This is a genomic window from Providencia sp. PROV156, assembly GCF_028480905.1.
In the GTDB taxonomy this organism is placed as follows: domain Bacteria; phylum Pseudomonadota; class Gammaproteobacteria; order Enterobacterales; family Enterobacteriaceae; genus Providencia; species Providencia hangzhouensis.
This window is the reverse complement of record NZ_JAMPPE010000008.1, coordinates 82838-104140: the sequence shown is the minus strand read 5'-3', so window position 1 is coordinate 104140 and position 21303 is coordinate 82838. Positions and strand designations below refer to the sequence as shown.

Here is a 21303-nt window from a genome sequence, read left to right as displayed (position 1 = left end):
GATTATTTTTATGGGAATGAAGGGGAATAACGGGTGGATAAACGTTTTCTTCAATCAAATAAAGAAGCGCGCTGGTCATTTTATTTGACTATCGCCTATCTGGTCGGCTGGGTTATTAGTGCCTACCTACCGGACAACACGCTTGGAATTACAGGGCTACCACTGTGGTTTGAATGGTCTTGTCTCATCTTACCCATCATTTTTATTTTGCTCTGCATTATGATGGTTAAACTGATTTTTAAAGACATCTCTTTGGAGGAGAATGATGCAGATTGAAGTTCTCCTGCCTCTCGTCGGCTACCTAGCTCTCGTCTTTTTGCTATCCATTTATGCATATAAAAAACGAACAAAAGGCGAGTTTTTAAATGAATACTTTTTAGGTAATCGTTCAATGGGCGGCTTTGTCCTTGCGATGACCATCACAGCAACCTATATCAGTGCGAGTTCTTTTATTGGAGGACCGGGAGCTGCCTATAAATATGGCCTAGGTTGGGTGCTATTGGCGATGATCCAACTCCCCGCGATTTGGCTTTCCCTCGGCGTGCTAGGTAAAAAATTTGCTATTTTGGCGCGTCGCTATAATGCCGTTACACTCAACGATATGCTGTATGCACGCTACCAAAGTCGGTTTTTAGTGTGGTTTGCCAGTGTTAGCCTACTCATTGCCTTTTTTGGCGCGATGACAGTGCAATTTATTGGTGGTGCGCGCTTATTAGAAACAGCAGCAGGTATTCCATATACTTACGGGTTAATAATTTTTGGGGTATCTATCGCACTCTATACCGCAATTGGTGGGTTTAGAGCCAGCGTCCTGAATGACGCACTGCAAGGCCTAGTGATGCTTTTAGGTACGGTGATCCTGCTGGTTGCAATTATTTACCATGCAGGTGGTTTACCCGCAGCCATAGAAAAAATGCATACCATAGACCCAAAATTGGTTTCGCCTGAAGGTGCAGATGACATTTTAAGCGGGCCATTTTTAGCTTCGTTTTGGATTTTAGTCTGTTTTGGGGTGATTGGTTTACCTCATACTGCGGTACGTTGTATTTCATATAAAGACAGTAAAGCAGTTCATCGAGGTATTATTTTGGGAACCATCGTCATGGCGATACTGATGTTTGGTATGCACTTTGCGGGAGCTCTCGGTCGTGCAATTTTACCTGACCTCACAATCCCAGACCAAGTGATCCCTACTTTGATGGTACAAGTTCTACCACCATTTGCAGCGGGAATTTTCTTAGCGGCACCGATGGCCGCAATTATGTCAACGATCAACGCACAACTACTACAGTCCTCGGCAACCATCGTAAAAGATATCTATCTGAATACCATGCCAACACAAATCAAAAATGAAAAGCGTCTTGCACGGATCTCTAGCCTTTCCACTTTGGTCTTAGGTGCATTACTTTTAGTTGCAGCATGGAACCCGCCTCAGATGATTATCTGGCTGAATTTACTGGCTTTTGGTGGTTTAGAAGCTGTTTTCTTGTGGCCATTAGTCCTCGGGCTCTACTGGGAAAAAGCCAATGGAACAGGTGCTATCAGTGGTATGGTCATCGGAGGCGTCAGTTATGCCATATTGGCAAGTTTTAAAATTGAAATCATGGGCTTTCACGCTATCGTCCCATCACTGATTTTTAGTCTTATTGCCTTCCTTCTAGGTAATCTTTTTGGCAAAAATCCAGTACAATCACCAGCAAACGAACAGGTAACTAGCACTCACTGATTCCTATCTACTGATAGGTGAATTTGGCGTTACCTAATGTAAATGAACAAATGCAATGCTCTAGATAATTCGCGTCATAGATAGGCGGCAAACGAGCTAATCCCTAGGAGCATACACCAGTATGTGACTAGGGTTAGTGAGCGCATACAACAACGCTATGGCGTGAAGAATGACGAGCATTTTAGAAGAGAAAAAACAATGCCTTGGATACAAATAAGACTAAACTCAACCGCAAAAGATGCCGAAGCCCTTGGCGATGAGTTAATCGAAAGCGGTGCTGTGTCTGTCACCTTTCAAGACAGCCATGATACTCCTGTTTTTGAGCCGCTTCCGGGGGAAACGCGCCTTTGGGGTGACACCGATGTTATCGGTCTATATGACGCAGAAACCGACATGAAATTTGTCGTCGCTCAACTAGAAAATAGTCCGATATTGAGTCCAGGTTTTATCCATAAAATCGAACAATTAGAAGACAAAGATTGGGAAAGAGAATGGATGGATAACTTTCATCCGATGCGCTTTGGGGAACGCTTGTGGATCTGCCCAAGTTGGCGCGATGTGCCCGATCCAACGGCAGTCAACGTAATGTTAGATCCTGGCCTCGCTTTTGGTACTGGCACGCATCCAACCACCTCATTGTGCCTCCAATGGTTAGATGGCCTTGATCTAGAAGGTAAAACTGTGATCGATTTTGGTTGCGGATCTGGGATTTTAGCGATCGCCGCATTAAAATTAGGTGCCGCTCATGCGATCGGGATCGACATCGACCCTCAAGCTATCACTGCAAGCCGCGATAATGCGCAACGTAACGGTGTTTCAGAGCGTTTATCCCTATACCTACCAAAAGACCAGCCTAATGACTTACAAGCTGATGTCGTGGTTGCTAACATCCTTGCAGGCCCATTGCGTGAGCTCGCCCCGATGATTAGCGTGCTACCCAGCCCAGGTGGGTTATTAGGTCTTTCTGGCGTGCTCGCCACTCAAGCAGAAGGAGTGGCTGACGCTTATCGTTCAACTTTTGAAATCGACCCTGTTGCTGTAAAAGAAGAATGGTGCAGGATTACGGGTGTCAAGCATTTTTAATGAGTTTTTTTATTAAAATTAGAGAATAATTTCTTTGAAAACAACGCCAGAATAGATTATCTTATAGCTCAAATATTGCTCAATAGCTGGCGATAATCTGTTCTGCACGAGATTTGAACAGCACAACAGTTATTTTAATAAATCGTTATAATATCTACTTAACTATTTGTTAAATATAACTAATTTTATAATTGCAAAGATGCAAGATAAAAAAATTAGTGATAAATAACCGTTTGCTCAAAGTTTGTCCTTTCATATCTCGTAAAAAATGCGTAATATACGCGCCCTTGCAGTCACAGTATGGCCCCCATTTAGTTATGCGAATCGGACAATATCAGTTGAGAAACTGTCTTATTGCTGCCCCCATGGCAGGTATTACAGATAAACCGTTTAGGTCACTCTGTTATGACATGGGTGCTGGGATGACAGTATCAGAGATGCTTTCTTCTAATCCTCAAGTTTGGAAGACCGACAAATCTAGACTCAGAATGGTTCATCGCGATGAACTTGGGGTTCGTTCCGTGCAAATAGCTGGCAATGATCCCGATGAAATGGCTGCCGCGGCTCAAATCAACGTTGAGAGTGGCGCTCAAATCATCGATATCAACATGGGCTGTCCAGCTAAAAAAGTGAATCGTAAGCTTGCAGGCTCTGCACTACTACGCTATCCAGACATCGTTAAATCGATTCTTGAAGGTGTCGTCAAAGCAGTGGATGTGCCTGTCACCCTTAAGATCCGCACAGGCTGGTCACCTGAAGAGCGAAACTGCATAGAGATTGCCAAATTGGCCGAAGATTGCGGCATTCAAGCTCTCACTATTCATGGCAGAACTAGAGCCTGTCTGTTTAATGGGGAAGCTGAATATGACAATATTCGGGCAGTTAAGCAGACTGTTACCATTCCGGTTATTGCCAATGGCGACATTACTGACCCGCTAAAAGCCAGAGCTGTTTTAGACTACACAGGGGCGGATGCCTTGATGGTAGGCAGAGCGGCTCAGGGAAGACCCTGGATCTTCCGGGAAATCCAGCATTATCTGGACACAGGTGAAATATTGCCACCAATGCCAATGGCAGAGGTAAAGCGTATTATGCTAGCGCATGTACAGGAATTGCACGACTTTTACGGTCAAGGCAAAGGAGCCCGTATAGCGCGCAAACATGTTTCTTGGTACTTAAAAGAACATGCACCTGATGACCAGTTTCGGCGCTCATTCAACACCATTGAGGATGCCAGCGAACAGCTGGAGGTGTTGGAAGCATTTTTTGAAAATTTTTGCGTAAATAAAGATAAGAGCTGACAGAACTATGTTCGAACAACGCGTAAATTCTGACGTACTAACCGTTGCTACTGTAAATTCACAAGATCAAGTAACTCAAAAACCGTTACGTGACTCAGTTAAGCAAGCACTGAAGAACTATTTTGCTCAATTAAATAATCAAGATGTTAATGATTTATATGAGCTGGTATTGGCTGAAGTAGAACAGCCTTTGTTGGACATGGTTATGCAATATACCCGTGGAAACCAGACCCGTGCAGCCCTGATGATGGGTATCAACCGCGGCACTCTGCGTAAGAAACTGAAAAAATACGGCATGAACTAATCCTAGTCGGTTAATGCAGTGTTTTTGTGAGCCCTCACTGTGATGCAGTGAGGGCTTTTTATTTGCAAAAATAATGTGCTAGACCGTTTGTGTGGATAAATTGAACTGCTGAACCGCTTGTTGTAATTCTTGCGTTTGCCCCGCTAATGAACTAGCTGCAGTTGCCACTTGTTCAACTAAAGAGGCATTTTGCTGTGTAACGCCGTCCATCTGTGTAATCGCGACTCCAACTTGGGCTATTCCTTTGCTCTGCTCTTCTGAAGCCACGGTGATTTGCTCCATAATTGCTGTTACCTCATTAATTCCCTGTAAAATATTCTCCATCGTTTTTCCCATTTCATTCACCAAACCTGTTCCTTTTTGAACGCAAGCTCCTGAATCGGCAATTAGCCGTTCAATTTCCATCGCGGCTTCCGCACTGTGGCTCGCTAACTTGCGCACTTCTGCAGCGACTACCATAAAACCGCGTCCATGCACACCAGCACGAGCCGCTTCGATAGAAGCATTGAGCGCTAAGATATTCGTTTGAAAACTAATATCGTTAATCATGTTGATAATATCTGCTATTTTTTGTGAGCTTTGGAAGATTTCAGTCATGGTCACGACAACAGAATCAACAATGCTATTCCCTTTATTAGCGACCACGAACGCTTCGCCTACTAATTGATTAGCTTGGTGTGTGTTTTCCATATTCAGTTGAACTGCAGCGGTAATTTCCTCCATACTCGCAGCCGTCTCTTCTAAAGCGGCGGCCTGCTCTTCTGTTCGAGATGAAAGATCGCTATTACCGTTTGAAATCTCACTTGCCCCCAGATAAATATTTTCACTTCCTTGTCGGATTGTATTGACCGATTCACTTAAATCTTTTCTCATCCCTTCAAGTATTGGAAATAATTTTCCTACACAGCTGTTTCCGAATGGCTGTACAGGATGGCTTAAATCCCCTTTCGCAATTTGAGTAAAATGTTGCCTCAGTAGCCCTAATGGTTTTTGCATCATCTCTGCCATATAGCGATCCGTAAAAATGAGCATGAAGATCCCTAATATTGCAGTGACGATCATGACCACTTGTGTAATATCTATCACGCTATCAACATTCTGCCGAGTATGGCTGATCAATTCATCAGCCGTCTGATTAAATTGCTGAATTGAAGCGCCAAAAGCTCGGCTTAATGCAGGTGTTACATTATGGGCATGCGCTAAATATTTGTCCGAATCGTTGTCCATACTCAATGCGAGTTGAGGCGTGACGCCATCATCTAGCAGCGATTGCCAATTATTGATCACAAAATCTGATACTTCAGGATCCATCGGTCCAGGAGAAATCGACTTCATTTGCTCTAAATATTTCCCCATATTGGACATCGCTTCTTTTACAGGGGCATAATCCACATCTTTCCCTTGGTTTTTACTTTCCATGACTCGAGTTAGTCGTGTGACAAAACGAAAATACTGATCATTTCCTTGACTAAGGACGGTCATTTGTTGCACCAATTGCCTATCAATATCATTTCCATCAGCAATACGTGATAATGACCAACCACTGTATACATTCGTTCCCCCCAAGATCAGACACAAAATACTTAATAATACGAAGACCACAGTGCGAATTGAGTAATTTCGAAGTTTCTGCATAGAATTTCTCTTTTGGTGGGATAATCTGACAATATTTAACTTTATCGGCGCTATAGAAAAATATTTTAATCCCTAGATTTGATTAACCAGCACTCGGTATAGGTAAAAATACTTACATTTCAAGAGGGTTACTATTTGATTTTGGGAATCAGGGAAAATTAAAAATTTGAAATTAATTTGAGTAATTTGAAGTAGATCGCTAAATGAGAGCATCCAACCTGAGTAAATGTCCCCCTATCTCTATTTTCACACCTAACCTAGCGTAAAAGTTACTATCCACTCAGTAAGATATACCGCCTAAGTCAACAATTTATTTCCACTTAAATCAAATAATTAGCCATATTATAAATTGTTTTAAATTAATTGATCTTGAAATCAATAACAATATAATAAGATTGATTATCATTTGCATTATCATTACAAAAGGCAAGCCTACTCCAATGAAAAACATTTCCTCCGTTGGAAACAATATGGTTAAATTTAAGCCAAATTTTATTTGTTTCATTATTTTATCAACACTTTCTTTTACGACTCATGCAACCAATAAAGAGCTTGAATCACCACAGCTTCAAGAAGCTGCTGATGCAATTGAGCTACAAGATAGCTATGCACGACCTGACTATGTTGAAATTGAACGTTTACGAGATACCAAGCAAATTATTGTTATTTCAAAAGAAGATATTCAAGGCAAAGGAAACCGCACAATCTCTGATGTGCTTAAATCTGTTCCTGGTATTAGTGTCGATACCTCTGGGCAGGGCAACATAGACTTGCGGGGACAAGGGGCTGAAACCTCACAACGTAACCTACAAGTGTTACTCGATGGGGCTCCAATTACCACATTAGCAAATCACCCTTATACCACTAACTACGATATTATTCCCGTTGAACAACTTGAGCGTATTGAAATCATTCCCGGTGGCGGAAGCGTTATTTACGGCTCAGGGACTGCAGGTGGAGTCATTAATATAACGTCAAACCTGAGAAGTATGGCTAATCCCAAAACAAGTGTTTTATCTGAATGGAACTCAGAAGGATATCGCTTAAATGCTAATTTGGGAGCTCGGGTGAGTGATACCTTCTCAATTTTAGGTACTGCCAGTAAACTAAACCGTGATCTTTACTATAAAGATACCTACCGTAATTCAGAATATTATTCACTAGGCGGTAGATGGGATCTGACTCCAGATCAAAGCCTCATGTTGAGAGGAAGTCATCTCACTGAAAGTTCTCAGTACGTAAAAACGCTCACATCACGTAATATCAAAAAGTATGGTAAAGACTACGTTCCACCAGACAAAACCGTCACTGTCGGTATTGATGAGAATGGTAAACTAATTAAAAAAACGATCAGTGGTTATTTGATCGGTGACCGCGAAGTCGATAGCTATAATTTAAGTTACCAAAATGCATTTACGGAAAAACTCAATTTTGCTACAGATGTTTTCTACACTGATGGTTTTTATACTAATAATGCCAACTGGGAACAAAAAGTTAATCAAAAAAGCCACGGAACAAAAATCAAATTAGATATCGGCTATCTCGATGATAGCAATCTACTTTTTGGCGTAGATTATGCCAAACAAAAGGCTTCTATTCATTATATTGGGAGCTATAAAAAAGATAGTAAAGGCCGATATTATGGGGTTCCTCATAATTTTGATTATGATAAAACAACAAAGGCAATTTATGCTCTTAACAGTCTTAAATCAGATCAATTTGTATTTACCCAAGGGTTGAGACGTGAATTGTCGGAATGGTCATTTGATAAAAGTGGCACAGTAAATGGGTCTGGCACTTCAGACCGTTGGAATACGGCAGCTGAACTTTCTCTTGCTTACCTTTATCGCGATACTGGCCGAATTTATGGGCGATATGAACGAGGCTACACCCTTCCCGATGGCTTGCAAATCAGCGACCAATCTGTCGTTAATGGTGAGAAAATTTATACTCCGACTAAGGCCGAAGATGAGAAATATGACTTATTTGAGATCGGTTTAAGAGATAAATTAGCATTTAGTACTGTCAATATCACATTCTGGACATCTAATACGAATAACCAGCTAAATCGTATTTATCTCACTAGTGTCAATGATGCGAAGACAATGAATTTGTTGAAAACTCGCCGTTGGGGAGCCGATGTTAACTTCCAACAAACGCTCGGTAATTTCACCTTCCAAGAATCATATTCATGGCTCAGAGGACGTTCTGATTATAACAATCATGGCCGCCAGTTTTTGGAAGAAAACGGCAAAAATACCATTGATTACACGAAAAGTGGTTTAACTAAAGTGCCAGAGCACTCCGTTAAACTAAAAGTAAAATACGATTTTACCGATGATTTATCGGGAGACATTCAGTATACCTATTATGGTTCGTACAATAATTTCCTTTCTGATGCCAATAAAGAAGAAGATGGCGTAGTTAAATCACGTGAACTCATTGACCTCAGTGTTCGTTACGCGCCGATTGAACACATCGAATTATATGGCGGGGTCACTAACTTAATGAACAAAACTTACTACGACTATGTTACCGCAGGTTATGGCTCATTAATTCCTGGAAATGAGCGCTCATTTTTTGCAGGCATTAAAGCTACCTATTGATTAAAACAGGAAATGTTTCAGTGACTATAAACCCGTTTTTTCGTTATAAACTTGCTTTAGCACTGTCACTCGTTATCCATATTATTGCCATTATGTTTATCGCCCTACAAACAGGTAGGGCGGTACCTATAGTCGAGGGTGTGGAAACGATAACTCTATCTCTAGGGGGACAAATGGGCTCCTCAGGGGGCACAGGAGAGCAGAGTAATAAAAAACAAGTGCAATCACATGAAGTTATATCAGAATCCCCTTCAAGGGCTGAAGCTGCTTCCCAACAGAAGCAGATGAGCAAGTCTCAACCTAATGAAAGTGAAATACCTTCAAAAACTCAACTTAAAAATTCATTGATTCCTGTGAATATTCCCGTTGATAACACGGTTGAATCGCCTTTACTCACACAAAAAACAAAAGAAAAAACAAAACCGGAAATCAGTCAGTCCGTACAAGGGAAAAAGCCAAAAGAACAAAGTAAGCTACTGAACAATAACACTAAAAATAACACAGAAAATCAACTTATTGCCAATAAGATAAGCCATGAAACGCAGCAAGGCTCACAAGAAGCAGCTAAAGAAATACCACTCCATTCAACTGCTGAAAATCAATCTTCCACAAGCCCATCAGCTTCAGAAAGTGGTCAAAGTGGTAAAGGGAATAATAGATTATCTGGTAATAGCCAATTTGCTGCTAATGGTGATGGCAGCTATACCGCACTCGGTTCGAGTGGTATTTCCTATACAATTTTACAGGATGCGGCTCCTAGGTATCCGAAAGAGGCTCGTTCCTTAGGCTATACAAAAGTTGTTAAAGTGCAAATTCGGTTATTAGTTGGATTAGATGGTCAAATTGAATCCGTTGAAATACTAAATAACAAAATTCCTGATTTAGGTTTTAGAGAAGAAGCGGTTAAAGCAATTAAAAAAATGGCCTTTAAACCCATTATTTATCAAGGTCAAAATATTAAAATGTACTTTAAAAAAACCGTTATATTTCAATATTAGCCTACAATCCGCCATATCGTTGGATAGAAAAAAGGTACAGCGAACCCTCACTGTACCTTTTCAGTTATTTTACAGCTTGTATTTTGAAAAATTAACGGTATATCGGTAACAAATTAAACTGCGCTAACAATTGGCAAATAATGCCGACTACTCCAAAGGCGATAACGGCATAGATTAACCCTTTTCCGCCCCACACTTTGAATCTCGAATCAGGAAAACGCTCTCTTACCTTTAATGCCATAACTGCAGGGCAAATAATCGCCCAGATACATGCCGCCATACCTGCATAAGCTATTGCGATCAAAAAACCATTTGGGAATAACATGCAAAGAATAAGAGGAGGCAAGAAACATAATAATGCAGATTTCATTCTACCTGATGGGTTATCTTTAAAATTTAGCGAAGCAAGAATGTAATCAAATAACCCAATTGCGACACCTAAGAATGAACAGAATACAGCACTAATAGAAAACCACAGTAAGAATGTCGCAATATTTTTGCTATTCAGCACTGCATATAATGATTCAATAAATGCGTCTAAATTACCGCCTTTATTAATAATTGTTAAAAACTCTGCCCGTGGTAGATTTCCCATTGTCCCCATGATCCAGAGAAAATAGAGCACCAATGCCAATACACAACCGATAACACAACTTTTAACGACCTTTCTTTCATTCTCATGATACAGCTTATACAAGCTACAAACATTCCCATGATAACCAAAAGAAGTAATTGCATAAGGAATAATAATAAAAACAAAAGGTAATAACGCTGTTTGTCCTCCTTCAACGGGGGAAGTTAATAGTAAATCTGTTTTTACGATAAAAAATAAACCGGAGAAAGCTAAAATAAACAGAATTATTTTAATGAATAAAAATAATGATGTTAGACGACTTGCCCCTACACCACTCCACCAGATGCTCGCACCTAGAATTAATGTAAAAATAATAAATATTAATCTTAAATTAATATTGTATCCGTAAATGGCGGCAGCTTCTTTAATAACTGAACCTGCTGCTGATATATAGGCATAAATTAGTATGTAGAGTACAAATATTAATGCCATATTTGCAATATAGCATGCCCATCTGGGTAATAATTCTTTAGAGATAAAAAAGTAATTCGTTCCTGCTCCATATTTCGATATACATTCTAAAATATAAATCCCTGAATGAAACATAAAAAAGCAAACAACTAACAAGATAACTACAGAGTTAATAAACCAAGCTCCAGCCATAATAGTAGGCAAGCTAAACATCCCCGCCCCAATCATGGCACCGCCTAGCACAAAACCCCCTACCATTATGGAGGGTTCTTTTTTGGCTGCCGAATTATTCATGGTGTTTACCTTAAGAATAAGGATGAGGTTCCCGCATTGCACGGGAACCATACGAGCGACCTATTATTTAATTGGTTTTAATCTAGCAGTAAAGTGTCTTAATACTGGCGGTTCATATTCAAAATCCAGCCCTTTGAGGGTTGCAAATTTATCTTTTAAACCAATCAGAGCATCTGCAATGTAATCCATATGGTCATTGGTATAAACACGTCTTGCAATGGTTAACCGCATAAACTCCATATCTGCGTGCTTTTGCTTACCAGTTTCAGGATCACGCCCTAATAAAAATGAGCCAATTTCAACCGCACGGACACCTGATTCTAAATAAAGTGCGTTAATCACCGCTTGGGCAGGGAACTGATCACCAGGAATATGAGGAACCAGCTTTTTACAATCGACAAATACGGCATGTCCCCCTGTAGGATATTGAATTGAAATTCCACCTTCACGTAAGCGGTCACCTAAATATTTAACTTGGCCAATACGATAATGTAGATATTCTTCTCCAGCCCCTTCTTCAAGACCTTGTACCATTGCAGCCATATCACGACCCGCTAAACCGCCATAGGTCACGAAGCCTTCCATTGGTACACAGCGTTGTCTTGCCAGCGTAAAGATTTTCTCGTCATTTTTAATACAAACCAACCCACCAATATTTAATAATGGGTCTTTTTTCGCTGACATCGTTAATGCATCAGCATATTTATACATATCAAGAATAATTTCTTTAATAGTCGAGTTTTTATATTTAGGGTCGCGCTCTTTAATAAAATACGCATTTTCACAGAAACGTGCAGAATCCATGACAACAAAGATATTATGCTGTTTAGCTATTTCATAAACTTCTTTCAAATTCGCCATTGATACTGGCTGACCGCCTGCACTATTACAAGTTACAGTAGATACAATTGCGACTACGTTTTCTGCACCATGCTCAGCAATATTATCTTTTAATTTTTGGATATCAAAATTGCCTTTCCAGTCATCGTAAGTATCCGAGTCATAGGCTTTTTCGGTAACAATATTAATTGCTTTACAACCGTTTAATTCAACATGAGCTGCTGTTGTATCAAAGTGGAAATTAGAAATAAAGACCGGTTTTTTAGCTCCACCTTGTTCCTGTTTTACTTTTAATAAAACAGGGAATAACATATTTTCAGCACCACGACCTTGGTGAGCAGGAATGACATAATCATAGTCAAACATCTCTTTCACTTTATCTTTTAAATCATAATAGTTACGAGATCCTGCATATGCCTCATCACCGGTGATCATTGCTGCCCATTGGTGGTCACTCATCGCATTGGTGCCTGAGTCAGTTAATAAATCAATATAAACTGCACTACTTGGTAATAAGAATGGGTTATATCCCGCTTCTTTTAACGCCGCTTCACGTTCTTCTCTTGATGGAATACGGATATTTTCTACCATTTTAATACGGAATGGTTCTACAATTCTTTTAGCCATGATAATACCTTTAATTTTTCATTAAATAATAAATATTAGAGATCTAACCTATAGTTAAATAAGTTAAAAAATTTTAAGAAAGGAAAAGAGAAAGGTTATTTGTTTGGAAAGAAGAAGGCTAAAGAAATATCAATATTGAACCATTTCTTCATATAGAAGAAATACCTTGATATAAGTGATTCGTTTAACAAGAACATACTATGACTCCTATCAACGAGGAATTAGTACAACCGACTATTATTATATATATAACAGTTGGGTTACCAAAGTAATTGCTATTGTCATAATATTGTACCTATATCACACTATTAGTGAGATAGACTAGAACAACTTGATTCAAGTCACAGTATTAACCCATATATTAAATAAGAGTTTAATATTATTATTTTTAGTTTAATCATCCCAATTAAAAAACGTATAAACAATGTAACACGATAATTAAATAAGTTAATTTCACTTAAATAATATTTAACTTAAATAAAATGGGCAAAATATTTTATTCTATTTTGCCCATTATTCAATAATTAATAATTACTGAGCATCTTTACCATATTTAGGCGATCTAGGCCCATATAAGATACCATTAGGCTTACCTGCAGATAATAACCTGACACTTGTTATACCTGCAATTGCATAGCTTTTATCTGTCATTGTATCTACGATTTGGTTAACAACAGCAGATACTAACGCCCCAATAATACCATTTGACGAGGAATTATTTTCAGCACTAGATGCAGTCGCTGAGCCACTCCATAATAACGTTCCTGTTCTAGCGTCAACCAATTTCGCATCCGCAGTGACACGAGTATCACTAGAAATAACCTGATAACTTGTACCGTATTCAGTGATATTCAAGTAAAGTACGGCATCATTACCAAAAATTTCGCGCAATTTTGCAGGTGGAACAGCTTGAATGTCACCTGCATTTGTCATCCCATTTTGCTTAAATGTTTCCTCAACAACAGCAACAGGGAAAACATAGTAGCCAGCCTCAGCTAAAGGAAGAGTCGCTTGTGATAATAAACCATGACTTGCTTGTACTTCTGGTGAACTGTTTTGTGGTAATAGCACCAGAATACTTTTAGGCTTACTTTGATTAAATGCCGTGTAATCAACTTTAGTTGGCTGAGCACATCCCGTTAATAACCATGTCATCACCAATCCGCAGACTATAAGTAAATGTTTCATTTTACTTTTCCTTTATTTTTCATGAGAAAATCCATGTAAGCCGCAGATTCTGGATACAATGCTTTTTCCGCAGTAAATTCTTGCATTGCAAGATCAACCGCTCCAGTTGTTGAATACAATAACCCTAAATGCGCATGCAACCCTGGCGGAGTTGCTAAACCTTTTGCTTTGCTCATTTCCAAATTCTTTTTCAAAGCTTGAATTTGTTCTTGAGGGCCAGTTTCTGTTTGTTGGTAATATTGGTAGACCGTTGTTTGATAACCATCCCAGTTATATAGTGGTTTGGGTTCATTAGCGCAGCCATTTAATAAAATTACGCCGGCTACCATAGCCAATAATTTAATTTTCATCGTATTTCCTTATTTAGCTGGCTGCCATGCACCACTTTCTATACCAGAAACTAAGTTATTTACCGCTTCCCTAATTGCTAAATCTAATACTTTACCATTCAATGTTGAGTCATAACTGGCAGTGCCACCAAAACCAATCACTTCTCTATTTGATAATTCATATTCACCAGCACCTTGTGAAGAAAAGACCACTTCAGATGTTTGAACATTAACAACGTTTAAATTGACTTTGGCATACGCTACTTGTGATTTACCACGACCTAAAATACCGAATAACTGGCGATCCCCAACTTCTTTTCGTCCAAATTCAGTAACATCACCAGTAATTACATAAGTTGCACCTTTTAACTGTTGCGACTGACCTTTAATACCAGCTTCTTCTTTAAGTTCTTGCATATTTGCACGGTCTAATACATTAAAACGACCCGTTTGCTGTAAATGTGTCATCAAAATGGTTTTAGATTGATTACCTAAACGATCAACCCCATCAGAGAAAATACCATTCATATAACTAGAACGATTATCAAATTTCCCTATTGATATTGGGCTTTTTGGGTCTGAATATTGAGTATTATATGTCGCAACTTTTTCTACGGCTAAAGAACGAGAAGATTCTTTAGCACAACCACTTAATAATGCACTTGCAATAAGAATAGATGCAATGCTGATTTTGGATATATTCATTTAGCTATCTCAATTAAAATAAAATTAGAATTAGAATTAATTTTGCATTGCTATTTTGCATTAAATGAAAAGTAGGGTCTAGTCAATCTTACTTATTTTTTATCTGACATTTAGTTTGTTTTTTAATGACTGCAATACTCATAAAGTAACCAAGGTTTACTAATATTTAATCAAATGGTTGATTAAATATTAATACATCTATAAAGAATAATTAGCTAGTAATCTTTAATGATGATATTGAATATCATCATCTATAGTTAATACTATATATTATTAACTACATTTCTTTTATTTTTATTATATATTTCTAATTATACAACTTACTTCCATATAATGAGTTAAAATCGTTTAATTTTTATCTATTTTTAGTCTATCATTAAAACGTACTCTTCCTCTCCTTAAACTGCAAACTATACCTATTTTAGTATTAGCTTAACCTTTAAATAACAATAACAAAAAAGATAGGGAAAACCCTATCCTTATTGAATGAGAACACACTAAATCATCTTTACGCATCAATGCAATGATTGATAAGAAACTTGTGCTCCTTTAGTCAGCGCACTTTCATTTGAATAAGTACTTTCTATTTCAATCAAGGATTGGTCCGCCATATTGTATATTTTGTTATACAAAGGAAACTGAGGACGATAACGGATCTCTTTCGTGGCAAAATCCATCATTAAATATTGTTGCGAACCTCTAACTATATTCGAAACAATTAAACCTTGATTGCCGACTTCTAAGCTGTTCATGTGGTTATAACCGCTTTCTGCCATCACCTCAAAATTACCATTAGTATGAAATTGCATCAAAGAAAATAAGCGACGTGAGGGCTCTTGAGCAACCACAAAAATATCGCCTTTAAGATTTTGTGCAGCTTCATTAATTCTAACAGGCAACCATTTGCTACTAATAACCTGCTTAGTCGGGATATCCATGATAACTTCTAATGAGCCCATTTGATTACCATAGCTGTACCACATTACGATTTTATCTCGATATGTTGCATAGGAAAAATTTGAATTACCTTCAATTTCTTCAGGGAATAATGATTTAGCTAAATCACGAACATTCATAAAATGTTCCCATGTCATTCCTTTATCAGCGCTGATAAAAATATTTTCATTATCCGCAACAACATAGAAAGGAGAGCTTTTAGATAAGTAGATTTTTCCCATAATCAACGTTGAAAATAGCTTGCCAGTTTTTTTACTCCAAGGTGTAAATTCACTCACTGAAAAATCAGTTAAGTTAATTTTTTGATAGCCATCACTGAACATCATTAAACATTGTATTCTTTCACAGACTGCATTATAAAAACTTTGATCGCTATAAGTAATAAAATGCACGCCATTATTATCTGCAAATAAAATCTGGTTATTATATTCGCTTGAAGGCATATAAGTATTATAAGACGAGTAATAATAATTAGAGCGGCCACTTTTTTGAGCTATAACTAACATCCCATTTTCTGCTGGAAATGTTGTTGCAAAATCATAACTACCAATCGGGAAGCTATTTTCATTGTGGTTTTTCCACTGCCAATCAACCGTACCAGTACGAATAAAAATAATAAAAGTGAAAGCGAGGCTTAATACAAACACCAAAGCCAAAAAGAGAAAACGTTTACTCAGAAATGGGTTCATGAGCGCACCTCCGTCACATAATCCGTTTGGCCATTCTTACGACGTAGATGCTTCAAAATATATTGCGCTTGATAATACCCATTTCCACGCTGAGATAATTTAAAATATATCGCCACGCACAAAGCAATAAGAAAACTGATACCGAATAAAATCGTTACTGCGAAACTGATAAATAGCACACCTGTATCCACAATATTAACCCAGTCCCAATAATCCCAATATCCACCTTTCTCTAGGGTTTCAGAAATTGATAACCCTCCGGCCATAAAGACAAAGAACATTAAAAGTAAGCAAATGCCCCCCCACAGCCCGAAATAAAAACCTCGTTCTTGAGGAGCCCCCTTACCAATCAAGCTATAGGCAAGCCCATCCTGATGGTTATAAATACCAAAAATGACCTGCTCTTTTGAATGCGCTTGGATATTTTTATGAAAAACTTCAAGTTCATCACCTTGAGCAATAAATAGATTGTGGTTGTTGAATAAGGGTTCATTTGCTGAAATTAGAACATCCATATGGCTTTTATTAATCTGCAAACCAACATGATTGAGCTTTTGTTCTGCATCCCCCGTAGCAACTGTTAAGCTGAGGGTTGATGTAATATTAACCTTCCCACGGGTGACGAGTAATGACGCTTTATCACGATAGTTATCTGCTGATTTACGTAATTTATTGGCTTTATTTTTTAAGCTTTTAATTCCTAAAATTTCAATTTGTTGCTCTTGTTCACTCTTTTGATATTGCCCATCAATAACTAAATCCAACGCTTTTAAAATTGATTTTCGTTTTGGACTTAAAATATGCTTAGTCTCGGCCAGTGCAAGAGCAAACAAAACTATTCCACCAAAGGCAGCACAACCTAAAAGTGAGACTAAGATAATCATTAAGAAGCTATCATCTGCATTAATAAAACAGTAATACACTGCAGGTATCAGGGCCATTAAGGCTAACGAAATTAAATACTGTTTTCCTAGTGAGCGATTAAAACTAATGGTTCTATCTGGCTCAAGTCGACCATGCTTTTCATGGTAAACCCACTCAGCCCAATAACTGCCATCATTCATCTCTTCTGCACAAATAACCAAGGTATCGCCTTGTTGTAAGCGTTCTAAAAAAATTTCACTATTTGAAAAATCACCTTGATTAAAGAAAAATACTTTTTGGGAGGCAATCAATCTTACCATTCCCATTGGGCTGACATTTTGATAGTCACATTGAGTAAGACTGACATGGAAATATTGAACTCGCATGAATAAATGCCTATTTCGCTAAGTAAATTTAACATTATGATAATAAATAAAGGTATATAGCCCTAGTAAAACTTACCTTATAATTAAATAATTCAGATAAGGACGAGCACCTTAAACAACTATTTAACTCAGGTTAATCATTAGAAATAGGTATCTCCTACTAGCAAAGCCAGTAATTACTGATAAACTTGCATTCAATACAAAGTTTGTGAGTGAAATGTGGCAATAAAACAATGTTACCACTCCTTCCTTTAACAATAATTTTGAATAACAGCGATGACATTACAACCTGCATATAAGCAAATTCAGTCTTACATTTTACGCAGTATTGATTTAGGCATTTTTAAGCCTGAAACACAAATACCGACAGAATTAGAGCTATGTGCTCAATTCAATGTAAGTCGTATGACCGTGAATAAAGCCATTTCAGAGTTAAGTCAAAAAGGGATCCTACATCGTATTGCGGGCAAAGGTACATTTGTCGCCACTCAAAAACATGAGCTCCCCGTAACAAAAGCGTTTGATATTTTTGATGAGATCTCAACAAGTGGTAATAAATATAGCGGCCACCAGCTGCAACTAAAAATTATTCCCGCATCAGCAGAAATTGCACTACAGCTCGGGATTAGTGAAGGAAGTGATGTGGGCTATTGTAAAGTACTACATTTTGAAAACGATATTCCTTTAATGTTAGAAGAACGCTATGTTAACCACGCCATTGTGCCCGACTTTGTTAAGCAAAAATATGGTGACACTGAAACTCCTAGCGGTTATTTGCAACGCCATTTTCCTGTCAGTGAAATGGAACATACCATTGAAGCTGCATTAGCCACAAAATCTATTGCTCAATCATTATCAATTAAAGAAAACTCACCTTGCTTACAACTTAGCCGTCGCACTTGGACAGGTAACACTCTAATTAGCTATGTTAATATGATCACAGCTGGCTCTCGTTACAAATTAAAATTACATTCTCGAATTGAGAATTAATGCAAAAATAAAAAAATGGGGCAAAATTGCCCCAAAGCGACTGATAAAACAAAAAATATCAAGCACAACTACATCACAATAAATTCGTTTTACATTCCTTGATAAATAGGCCCTTCCCCTCCTTGGGGAGCAGTCCAGGTGATATTTTGTAACGGATCTTTAATGTCACAAGCCTTACAATGCAGGCAGTTTTGCGCATTAATTTGCAGTTTTTCCTCACTTTTATTCCCTACAATTTCATAAACTCCCGCGGGGCAATAACGCGTCTCGGGCGCAGCATATTTCATTAAATTAACTTGGATAGGGACATTAATATCAGCCAGTTTTAAATGGCAAGGTTGTTCCTCTTCATGGTTAGTATTCGATAAAAATACGGAAGAAGACTTATCAAACGTTAATTTACCATCGGGTTTTGGGTAATCTATCGGTGTAAAACCCTTGGCTTCCTTTATTCCTTCATGATCCGATTGTTTTAATTTCAACGTCCACGGGGTACACCCCTTAAATAACAGTTGTTCTGCACCAAATAGTATTGAACCAACCACTAGCCCTTTTTTCATATAGGGCTTAAAATTGCGTGTTTGATAAAGCTCTTGATATAACCAGCTCTCTTCAAATAGCTGGCGAAATTGCTTTTTAAACTGTAAATAGTCAACCATTCCATTCTGGTTAGCACTGAACCAAGCTTCTGCTGCTAATAACCCACTTTTCACCGCACAATGGGTGCCTTTAATTCGGGCTGCATTAAGAAAACCTGCATCATCACCAATTAACACACCTCCGGGAAAGCTTAGTTCAGGTAACGCGGCTAACCCACCCGCCACCATCGTTCTAGCACCATAGCTGATCCGTTCTCCACCCGATAAGAAATCACTAAAAGCAGGATGGGTTTTTAAGCGTTGAAACTCATCAAACGGTGATAAATACGGATTTTCATAATTTAACCCGACCACCAAACCCACTGCGACTAAGTTATCCCCATAATGATAAGCAAAGCCACCACCATAGGTGTGGTTATCTAGCGGCCAGCCAACGGAATGGACAACTAACCCTGCTTGATGTTGCTCTTTTGGAATTTGCCAAATTTCCTTGATCCCCAAACCATAGGTTTGTTTACCGCTCTCTGTGGCTAAATTAAAGTGATTTATCAATTGCTTACCTAGCTGACCACGGCATCCTTCCGCAAAAAAGGTCATCTTTGCCAGTAAATTCATACCCGGTTGGTACATCTGTGTTGGGTTGCCTAATTTATCAAGCCCCATATCTCCAGTTGTGACGCCTATCACTTGGTTTTTATCATCAAATAACGCCTCCGTGGCAGCAAAACCGGCAAAAACATCAACACCTAATTCTTCTGCCTCCGCGGCTAGAGCAGCACTTATCTGCCCTAAGCTACCAATGAAATTGCCATTGTTTTTCAAACAGTTTGGCAATAAAGAGAGGGGTAAATGACTCGTTTTATTTTCTTTTAGCCATAAAAAACAGTCATGGCTTACAGGTGTTAAAGAAGCCGAAACTTTTTGCTGCCAATCTGGCAGTAATTCATTGAGAGCACGTGGGTCTATCACCGCACCAGATAAAATATGAGCTCCTATCTGTGCACCTTTATCAATTAAACAAACCGAAATTTCTGTTCCTTTCTCTGCCGCTAGTTGTTTTAATCGTATTGCTGCAGATAACCCCGCGGGCCCACCACCGACAATCAGGACATCGAACTCCATCGATTCCCGCTCGGGAGCCTCGTTTATCTTATCAATCTTGTCGATAGCCATTCGTCCACCTCTTACGCTAATGCTTTGTCAAATTGAGGTAAGATCTCAAACAGATCGCCAACAATGCCATAATCCGCAACTTGGAAAATCGGCGCCTCAGGATCACTATTGATAGCAACGATCACTTTGCTTTCTTTCATTCCTGCAACATGCTGAATTGCCCCCGAAATTCCTACAGCTATGTACAAATCAGGTGCGACAATTTTCCCTGTTTGTCCTACTTGGTAGTCATTTGGCACAAAACCAGCGTCTACCGCAGCACGTGAAGCCCCAACCGCAGCCCCTAGCTTGTCAGCTATCGTTTCCAATAACGCAAAATTTTCACCTGAGCTCAAGCCTCTCCCGCCTGAAATAACCACTTTTGCAGAGCTCAATTCCGCACGGCTAACTTGAGTTAAAGATTGGCTTTTTAATTGACTACGCAGCGGTATATCGGCAAGGGAAACTTTCTCTATTTCAGCACTATTTTGCGTTTCATATCCCCCTGAAAATGCCGAACTACGCACCGTAATGACCACTTTCTGACCATTGTTTTGTACCGTTGCTAACGCATTCCCTGCATAAATAGGTCTAACAAAAGTTTGCGAATCAATAACTTGAGTAATATCTGAAACTTGTGCGATCCCTAACTTTGCAGCAACCCGTGGGGCAATATTTTTACCAAATGTCGTCGCTGGAAACAGTAAATGAGTATATTCTTCTGCAATATTCACCACCGCATGAGCCATCGGTTCTGCAAGTTGGTTTTTAAGGTTATCTGATTGTATTTCTAGGACTTTACTCACGCCTTTTATACTCGCAGCTAGCTGAGCGACCAATTCTGTCTCACTTCCTGCAACTAATAAGTGCAAATGGCCACCTGTGGTGAGAAGTTGTTTTGCAGCGTTAATACTATGATAAGTAGAGGTTTTTATTGTTTGATTATCATGCTCGACAACCACTAATACAGATATTTGGCTCATAG

At 38.7% G+C, this 21303-nt stretch carries 18 protein-coding genes; 8 read left to right on the top strand and 10 right to left on the bottom strand.

Going from position 1 to position 21303, the window contains the following annotated elements; all coding sequences use genetic code 11:
- Positions 1-33: 33 nt before the first annotated feature.
- The 5 genes from PSF31_RS08115 (at position 34) to fis (ending at position 4414) form a co-directional block, all read left to right on the top strand.
- Entirely contained in the window at positions 34-276 is a 243-nt protein-coding gene (locus PSF31_RS08115; RefSeq protein ID WP_004258419.1) for a DUF997 family protein, read from the top strand.
- Positions 266-1726 carry a sodium/pantothenate symporter gene (gene panF, locus PSF31_RS08110; RefSeq protein WP_096864399.1) on the top strand — a complete coding sequence of 487 codons (1461 nt, stop codon included), beginning with the start codon at positions 266-268 and terminating at the stop codon, positions 1724-1726. The genes PSF31_RS08115 and panF overlap by 11 nt, the downstream gene beginning before the upstream one ends.
- Positions 1727-1924: 198 nt before the next feature.
- Entirely contained in the window at positions 1925-2809 is an 885-nt protein-coding gene (prmA, locus tag PSF31_RS08105) for a 50S ribosomal protein L11 methyltransferase (protein WP_096864398.1), read from the top strand.
- A 317-nt stretch (positions 2810-3126) separates the two neighbouring features.
- Positions 3127-4110 (top strand): tRNA dihydrouridine synthase DusB, encoded by a 984-nt coding sequence (gene dusB / locus PSF31_RS08100; protein WP_004258432.1) that lies wholly within the window; start codon positions 3127-3129, stop codon positions 4108-4110.
- A 7-nt stretch (positions 4111-4117) separates the two neighbouring features.
- Positions 4118-4414, top strand: coding sequence for a DNA-binding transcriptional regulator Fis (gene fis, locus PSF31_RS08095; RefSeq protein WP_004258438.1), 297 nt, complete (start codon positions 4118-4120; stop codon positions 4412-4414).
- 78 nt (positions 4415-4492) lie between these two features.
- Here the strand turns inward: fis and PSF31_RS08090 are convergent, their stop codons facing one another.
- A complete protein-coding gene (locus PSF31_RS08090; RefSeq protein WP_096864397.1) occupies positions 4493-6049 on the bottom strand; it encodes a methyl-accepting chemotaxis protein in 1557 nt (518 codons plus the stop codon).
- A gap of 470 nt (positions 6050-6519) precedes the next feature.
- Here PSF31_RS08090 and PSF31_RS08085 point away from each other — a divergent pair, with 470 nt between their 5' ends.
- Together PSF31_RS08085 and PSF31_RS08080 are read left to right on the top strand one after the other, a co-directional pair.
- Entirely contained in the window at positions 6520-8655 is a 2136-nt protein-coding gene (locus tag PSF31_RS08085; RefSeq protein WP_232062937.1) for a TonB-dependent receptor, read from the top strand.
- 20 nt (positions 8656-8675) lie between these two features.
- Entirely contained in the window at positions 8676-9653 is a 978-nt protein-coding gene (locus PSF31_RS08080; RefSeq protein ID WP_096864395.1) for an energy transducer TonB, read from the top strand.
- A gap of 91 nt (positions 9654-9744) precedes the next feature.
- Here PSF31_RS08080 and PSF31_RS08075 read toward each other — a convergent pair whose 3' ends face one another.
- The 7 genes from PSF31_RS08075 to PSF31_RS08045 all read right to left on the bottom strand — a co-directional run bounded on the left by PSF31_RS08075 (position 9745) and on the right by PSF31_RS08045 (position 17577).
- A complete protein-coding gene (locus PSF31_RS08075) occupies positions 9745-10992 on the bottom strand; it encodes an aromatic amino acid transporter (RefSeq protein ID WP_036958033.1) in 1248 nt (415 codons plus the stop codon).
- Positions 10993-11055: 63 nt separating this feature from the next.
- Complete coding sequence (locus PSF31_RS08070; protein ID WP_004908186.1) at positions 11056-12459, bottom strand: tryptophanase; 1404 nt, start codon at positions 12457-12459, stop codon at positions 11056-11058.
- Positions 12460-12990: 531 nt separating this feature from the next.
- On the bottom strand, positions 12991-13647 hold the full coding sequence (locus PSF31_RS08065; RefSeq protein ID WP_094961484.1) for a DUF799 domain-containing protein: 657 nt from the start codon (positions 13645-13647) through the stop codon (positions 12991-12993).
- The gene (locus tag PSF31_RS08060; protein ID WP_094961483.1) at positions 13644-13997 is read right to left on the bottom strand and encodes a DUF4810 domain-containing protein; all 354 of its coding nucleotides are present in this window, start codon (positions 13995-13997) and stop codon (positions 13644-13646) included. The genes PSF31_RS08065 and PSF31_RS08060 overlap by 4 nt, the downstream gene beginning before the upstream one ends.
- Before the next feature lie 9 nt (positions 13998-14006).
- A complete protein-coding gene (locus PSF31_RS08055; RefSeq protein ID WP_096864394.1) occupies positions 14007-14681 on the bottom strand; it encodes a CsgG/HfaB family protein in 675 nt (224 codons plus the stop codon).
- A 515-nt stretch (positions 14682-15196) separates the two neighbouring features.
- Positions 15197-16327: a hypothetical protein gene (locus PSF31_RS08050; protein ID WP_096864393.1), complete on the bottom strand. Its 1131-nt coding sequence runs from the start codon at positions 16325-16327 to the stop codon at positions 15197-15199.
- Positions 16324-17577 (bottom strand): hypothetical protein, encoded by a 1254-nt coding sequence (locus PSF31_RS08045; RefSeq protein ID WP_164456029.1) that lies wholly within the window; start codon positions 17575-17577, stop codon positions 16324-16326. Before PSF31_RS08045 ends, PSF31_RS08050 begins: the two co-directional genes overlap by 4 nt.
- A gap of 276 nt (positions 17578-17853) precedes the next feature.
- On the opposite strand from PSF31_RS08045, the gene PSF31_RS08040 reads away from it, so the two are divergent.
- Positions 17854-18567: a UTRA domain-containing protein gene (locus tag PSF31_RS08040; protein ID WP_004258469.1), complete on the top strand. Its 714-nt coding sequence runs from the start codon at positions 17854-17856 to the stop codon at positions 18565-18567.
- Positions 18568-18656: 89 nt separating this feature from the next.
- Here the strand turns inward: PSF31_RS08040 and PSF31_RS08035 are convergent, their stop codons facing one another.
- Positions 18657-20339 carry an electron transfer flavoprotein-ubiquinone oxidoreductase gene (locus tag PSF31_RS08035; RefSeq protein WP_096864392.1) on the bottom strand — a complete coding sequence of 561 codons (1683 nt, stop codon included), beginning with the start codon at positions 20337-20339 and terminating at the stop codon, positions 18657-18659.
- Between the two features lie 11 nt (positions 20340-20350).
- Positions 20351-21301: an electron transfer flavoprotein subunit alpha/FixB family protein gene (locus tag PSF31_RS08030; protein ID WP_096864391.1), complete on the bottom strand. Its 951-nt coding sequence runs from the start codon at positions 21299-21301 to the stop codon at positions 20351-20353.
- Positions 21302-21303 lie beyond the last annotated feature (2 nt).

Excerpts from the sequence above, each read along its gene's own strand:
- PSF31_RS08070 (WP_004908186.1), bottom strand. The coding sequence starts at position 12,459 with ATGGCTAAAAGAATTGTAGAACCATTCCGTATTAAAATGGTAGAAAAT.
- panF (WP_096864399.1), top strand. The coding sequence starts at position 266 with ATGCAGATTGAAGTTCTCCTGCCTCTCGTCGGCTACCTAGCTCTCGTC.
- PSF31_RS08060 (WP_094961483.1), bottom strand. The coding sequence starts at position 13,997 with ATGAAAATTAAATTATTGGCTATGGTAGCCGGCGTAATTTTATTAAAT.
- PSF31_RS08045 (WP_164456029.1), bottom strand. The coding sequence starts at position 17,577 with ATGCGAGTTCAATATTTCCATGTCAGTCTTACTCAATGTGACTATCAA.
- PSF31_RS08075 (WP_036958033.1), bottom strand. The coding sequence starts at position 10,992 with ATGAATAATTCGGCAGCCAAAAAAGAACCCTCCATAATGGTAGGGGGT.
- PSF31_RS08035 (WP_096864392.1), bottom strand. The coding sequence starts at position 20,339 with ATGGCTATCGACAAGATTGATAAGATAAACGAGGCTCCCGAGCGGGAA.
- PSF31_RS08050 (WP_096864393.1), bottom strand. The coding sequence starts at position 16,327 with ATGAACCCATTTCTGAGTAAACGTTTTCTCTTTTTGGCTTTGGTGTTT.
- PSF31_RS08030 (WP_096864391.1), bottom strand. The coding sequence starts at position 21,301 with ATGAGCCAAATATCTGTATTAGTGGTTGTCGAGCATGATAATCAAACA.
- PSF31_RS08085 (WP_232062937.1), top strand. The coding sequence starts at position 6,520 with ATGGTTAAATTTAAGCCAAATTTTATTTGTTTCATTATTTTATCAACA.
- prmA (WP_096864398.1), top strand. The coding sequence starts at position 1,925 with ATGCCTTGGATACAAATAAGACTAAACTCAACCGCAAAAGATGCCGAA.
- PSF31_RS08090 (WP_096864397.1), bottom strand. The coding sequence starts at position 6,049 with ATGCAGAAACTTCGAAATTACTCAATTCGCACTGTGGTCTTCGTATTA.
- PSF31_RS08065 (WP_094961484.1), bottom strand. The coding sequence starts at position 13,647 with ATGAAACATTTACTTATAGTCTGCGGATTGGTGATGACATGGTTATTA.
- fis (WP_004258438.1), top strand. The coding sequence starts at position 4,118 with ATGTTCGAACAACGCGTAAATTCTGACGTACTAACCGTTGCTACTGTA.
- PSF31_RS08055 (WP_096864394.1), bottom strand. The coding sequence starts at position 14,681 with ATGAATATATCCAAAATCAGCATTGCATCTATTCTTATTGCAAGTGCA.
- dusB (WP_004258432.1), top strand. The coding sequence starts at position 3,127 with ATGCGAATCGGACAATATCAGTTGAGAAACTGTCTTATTGCTGCCCCC.
- PSF31_RS08040 (WP_004258469.1), top strand. The coding sequence starts at position 17,854 with ATGACATTACAACCTGCATATAAGCAAATTCAGTCTTACATTTTACGC.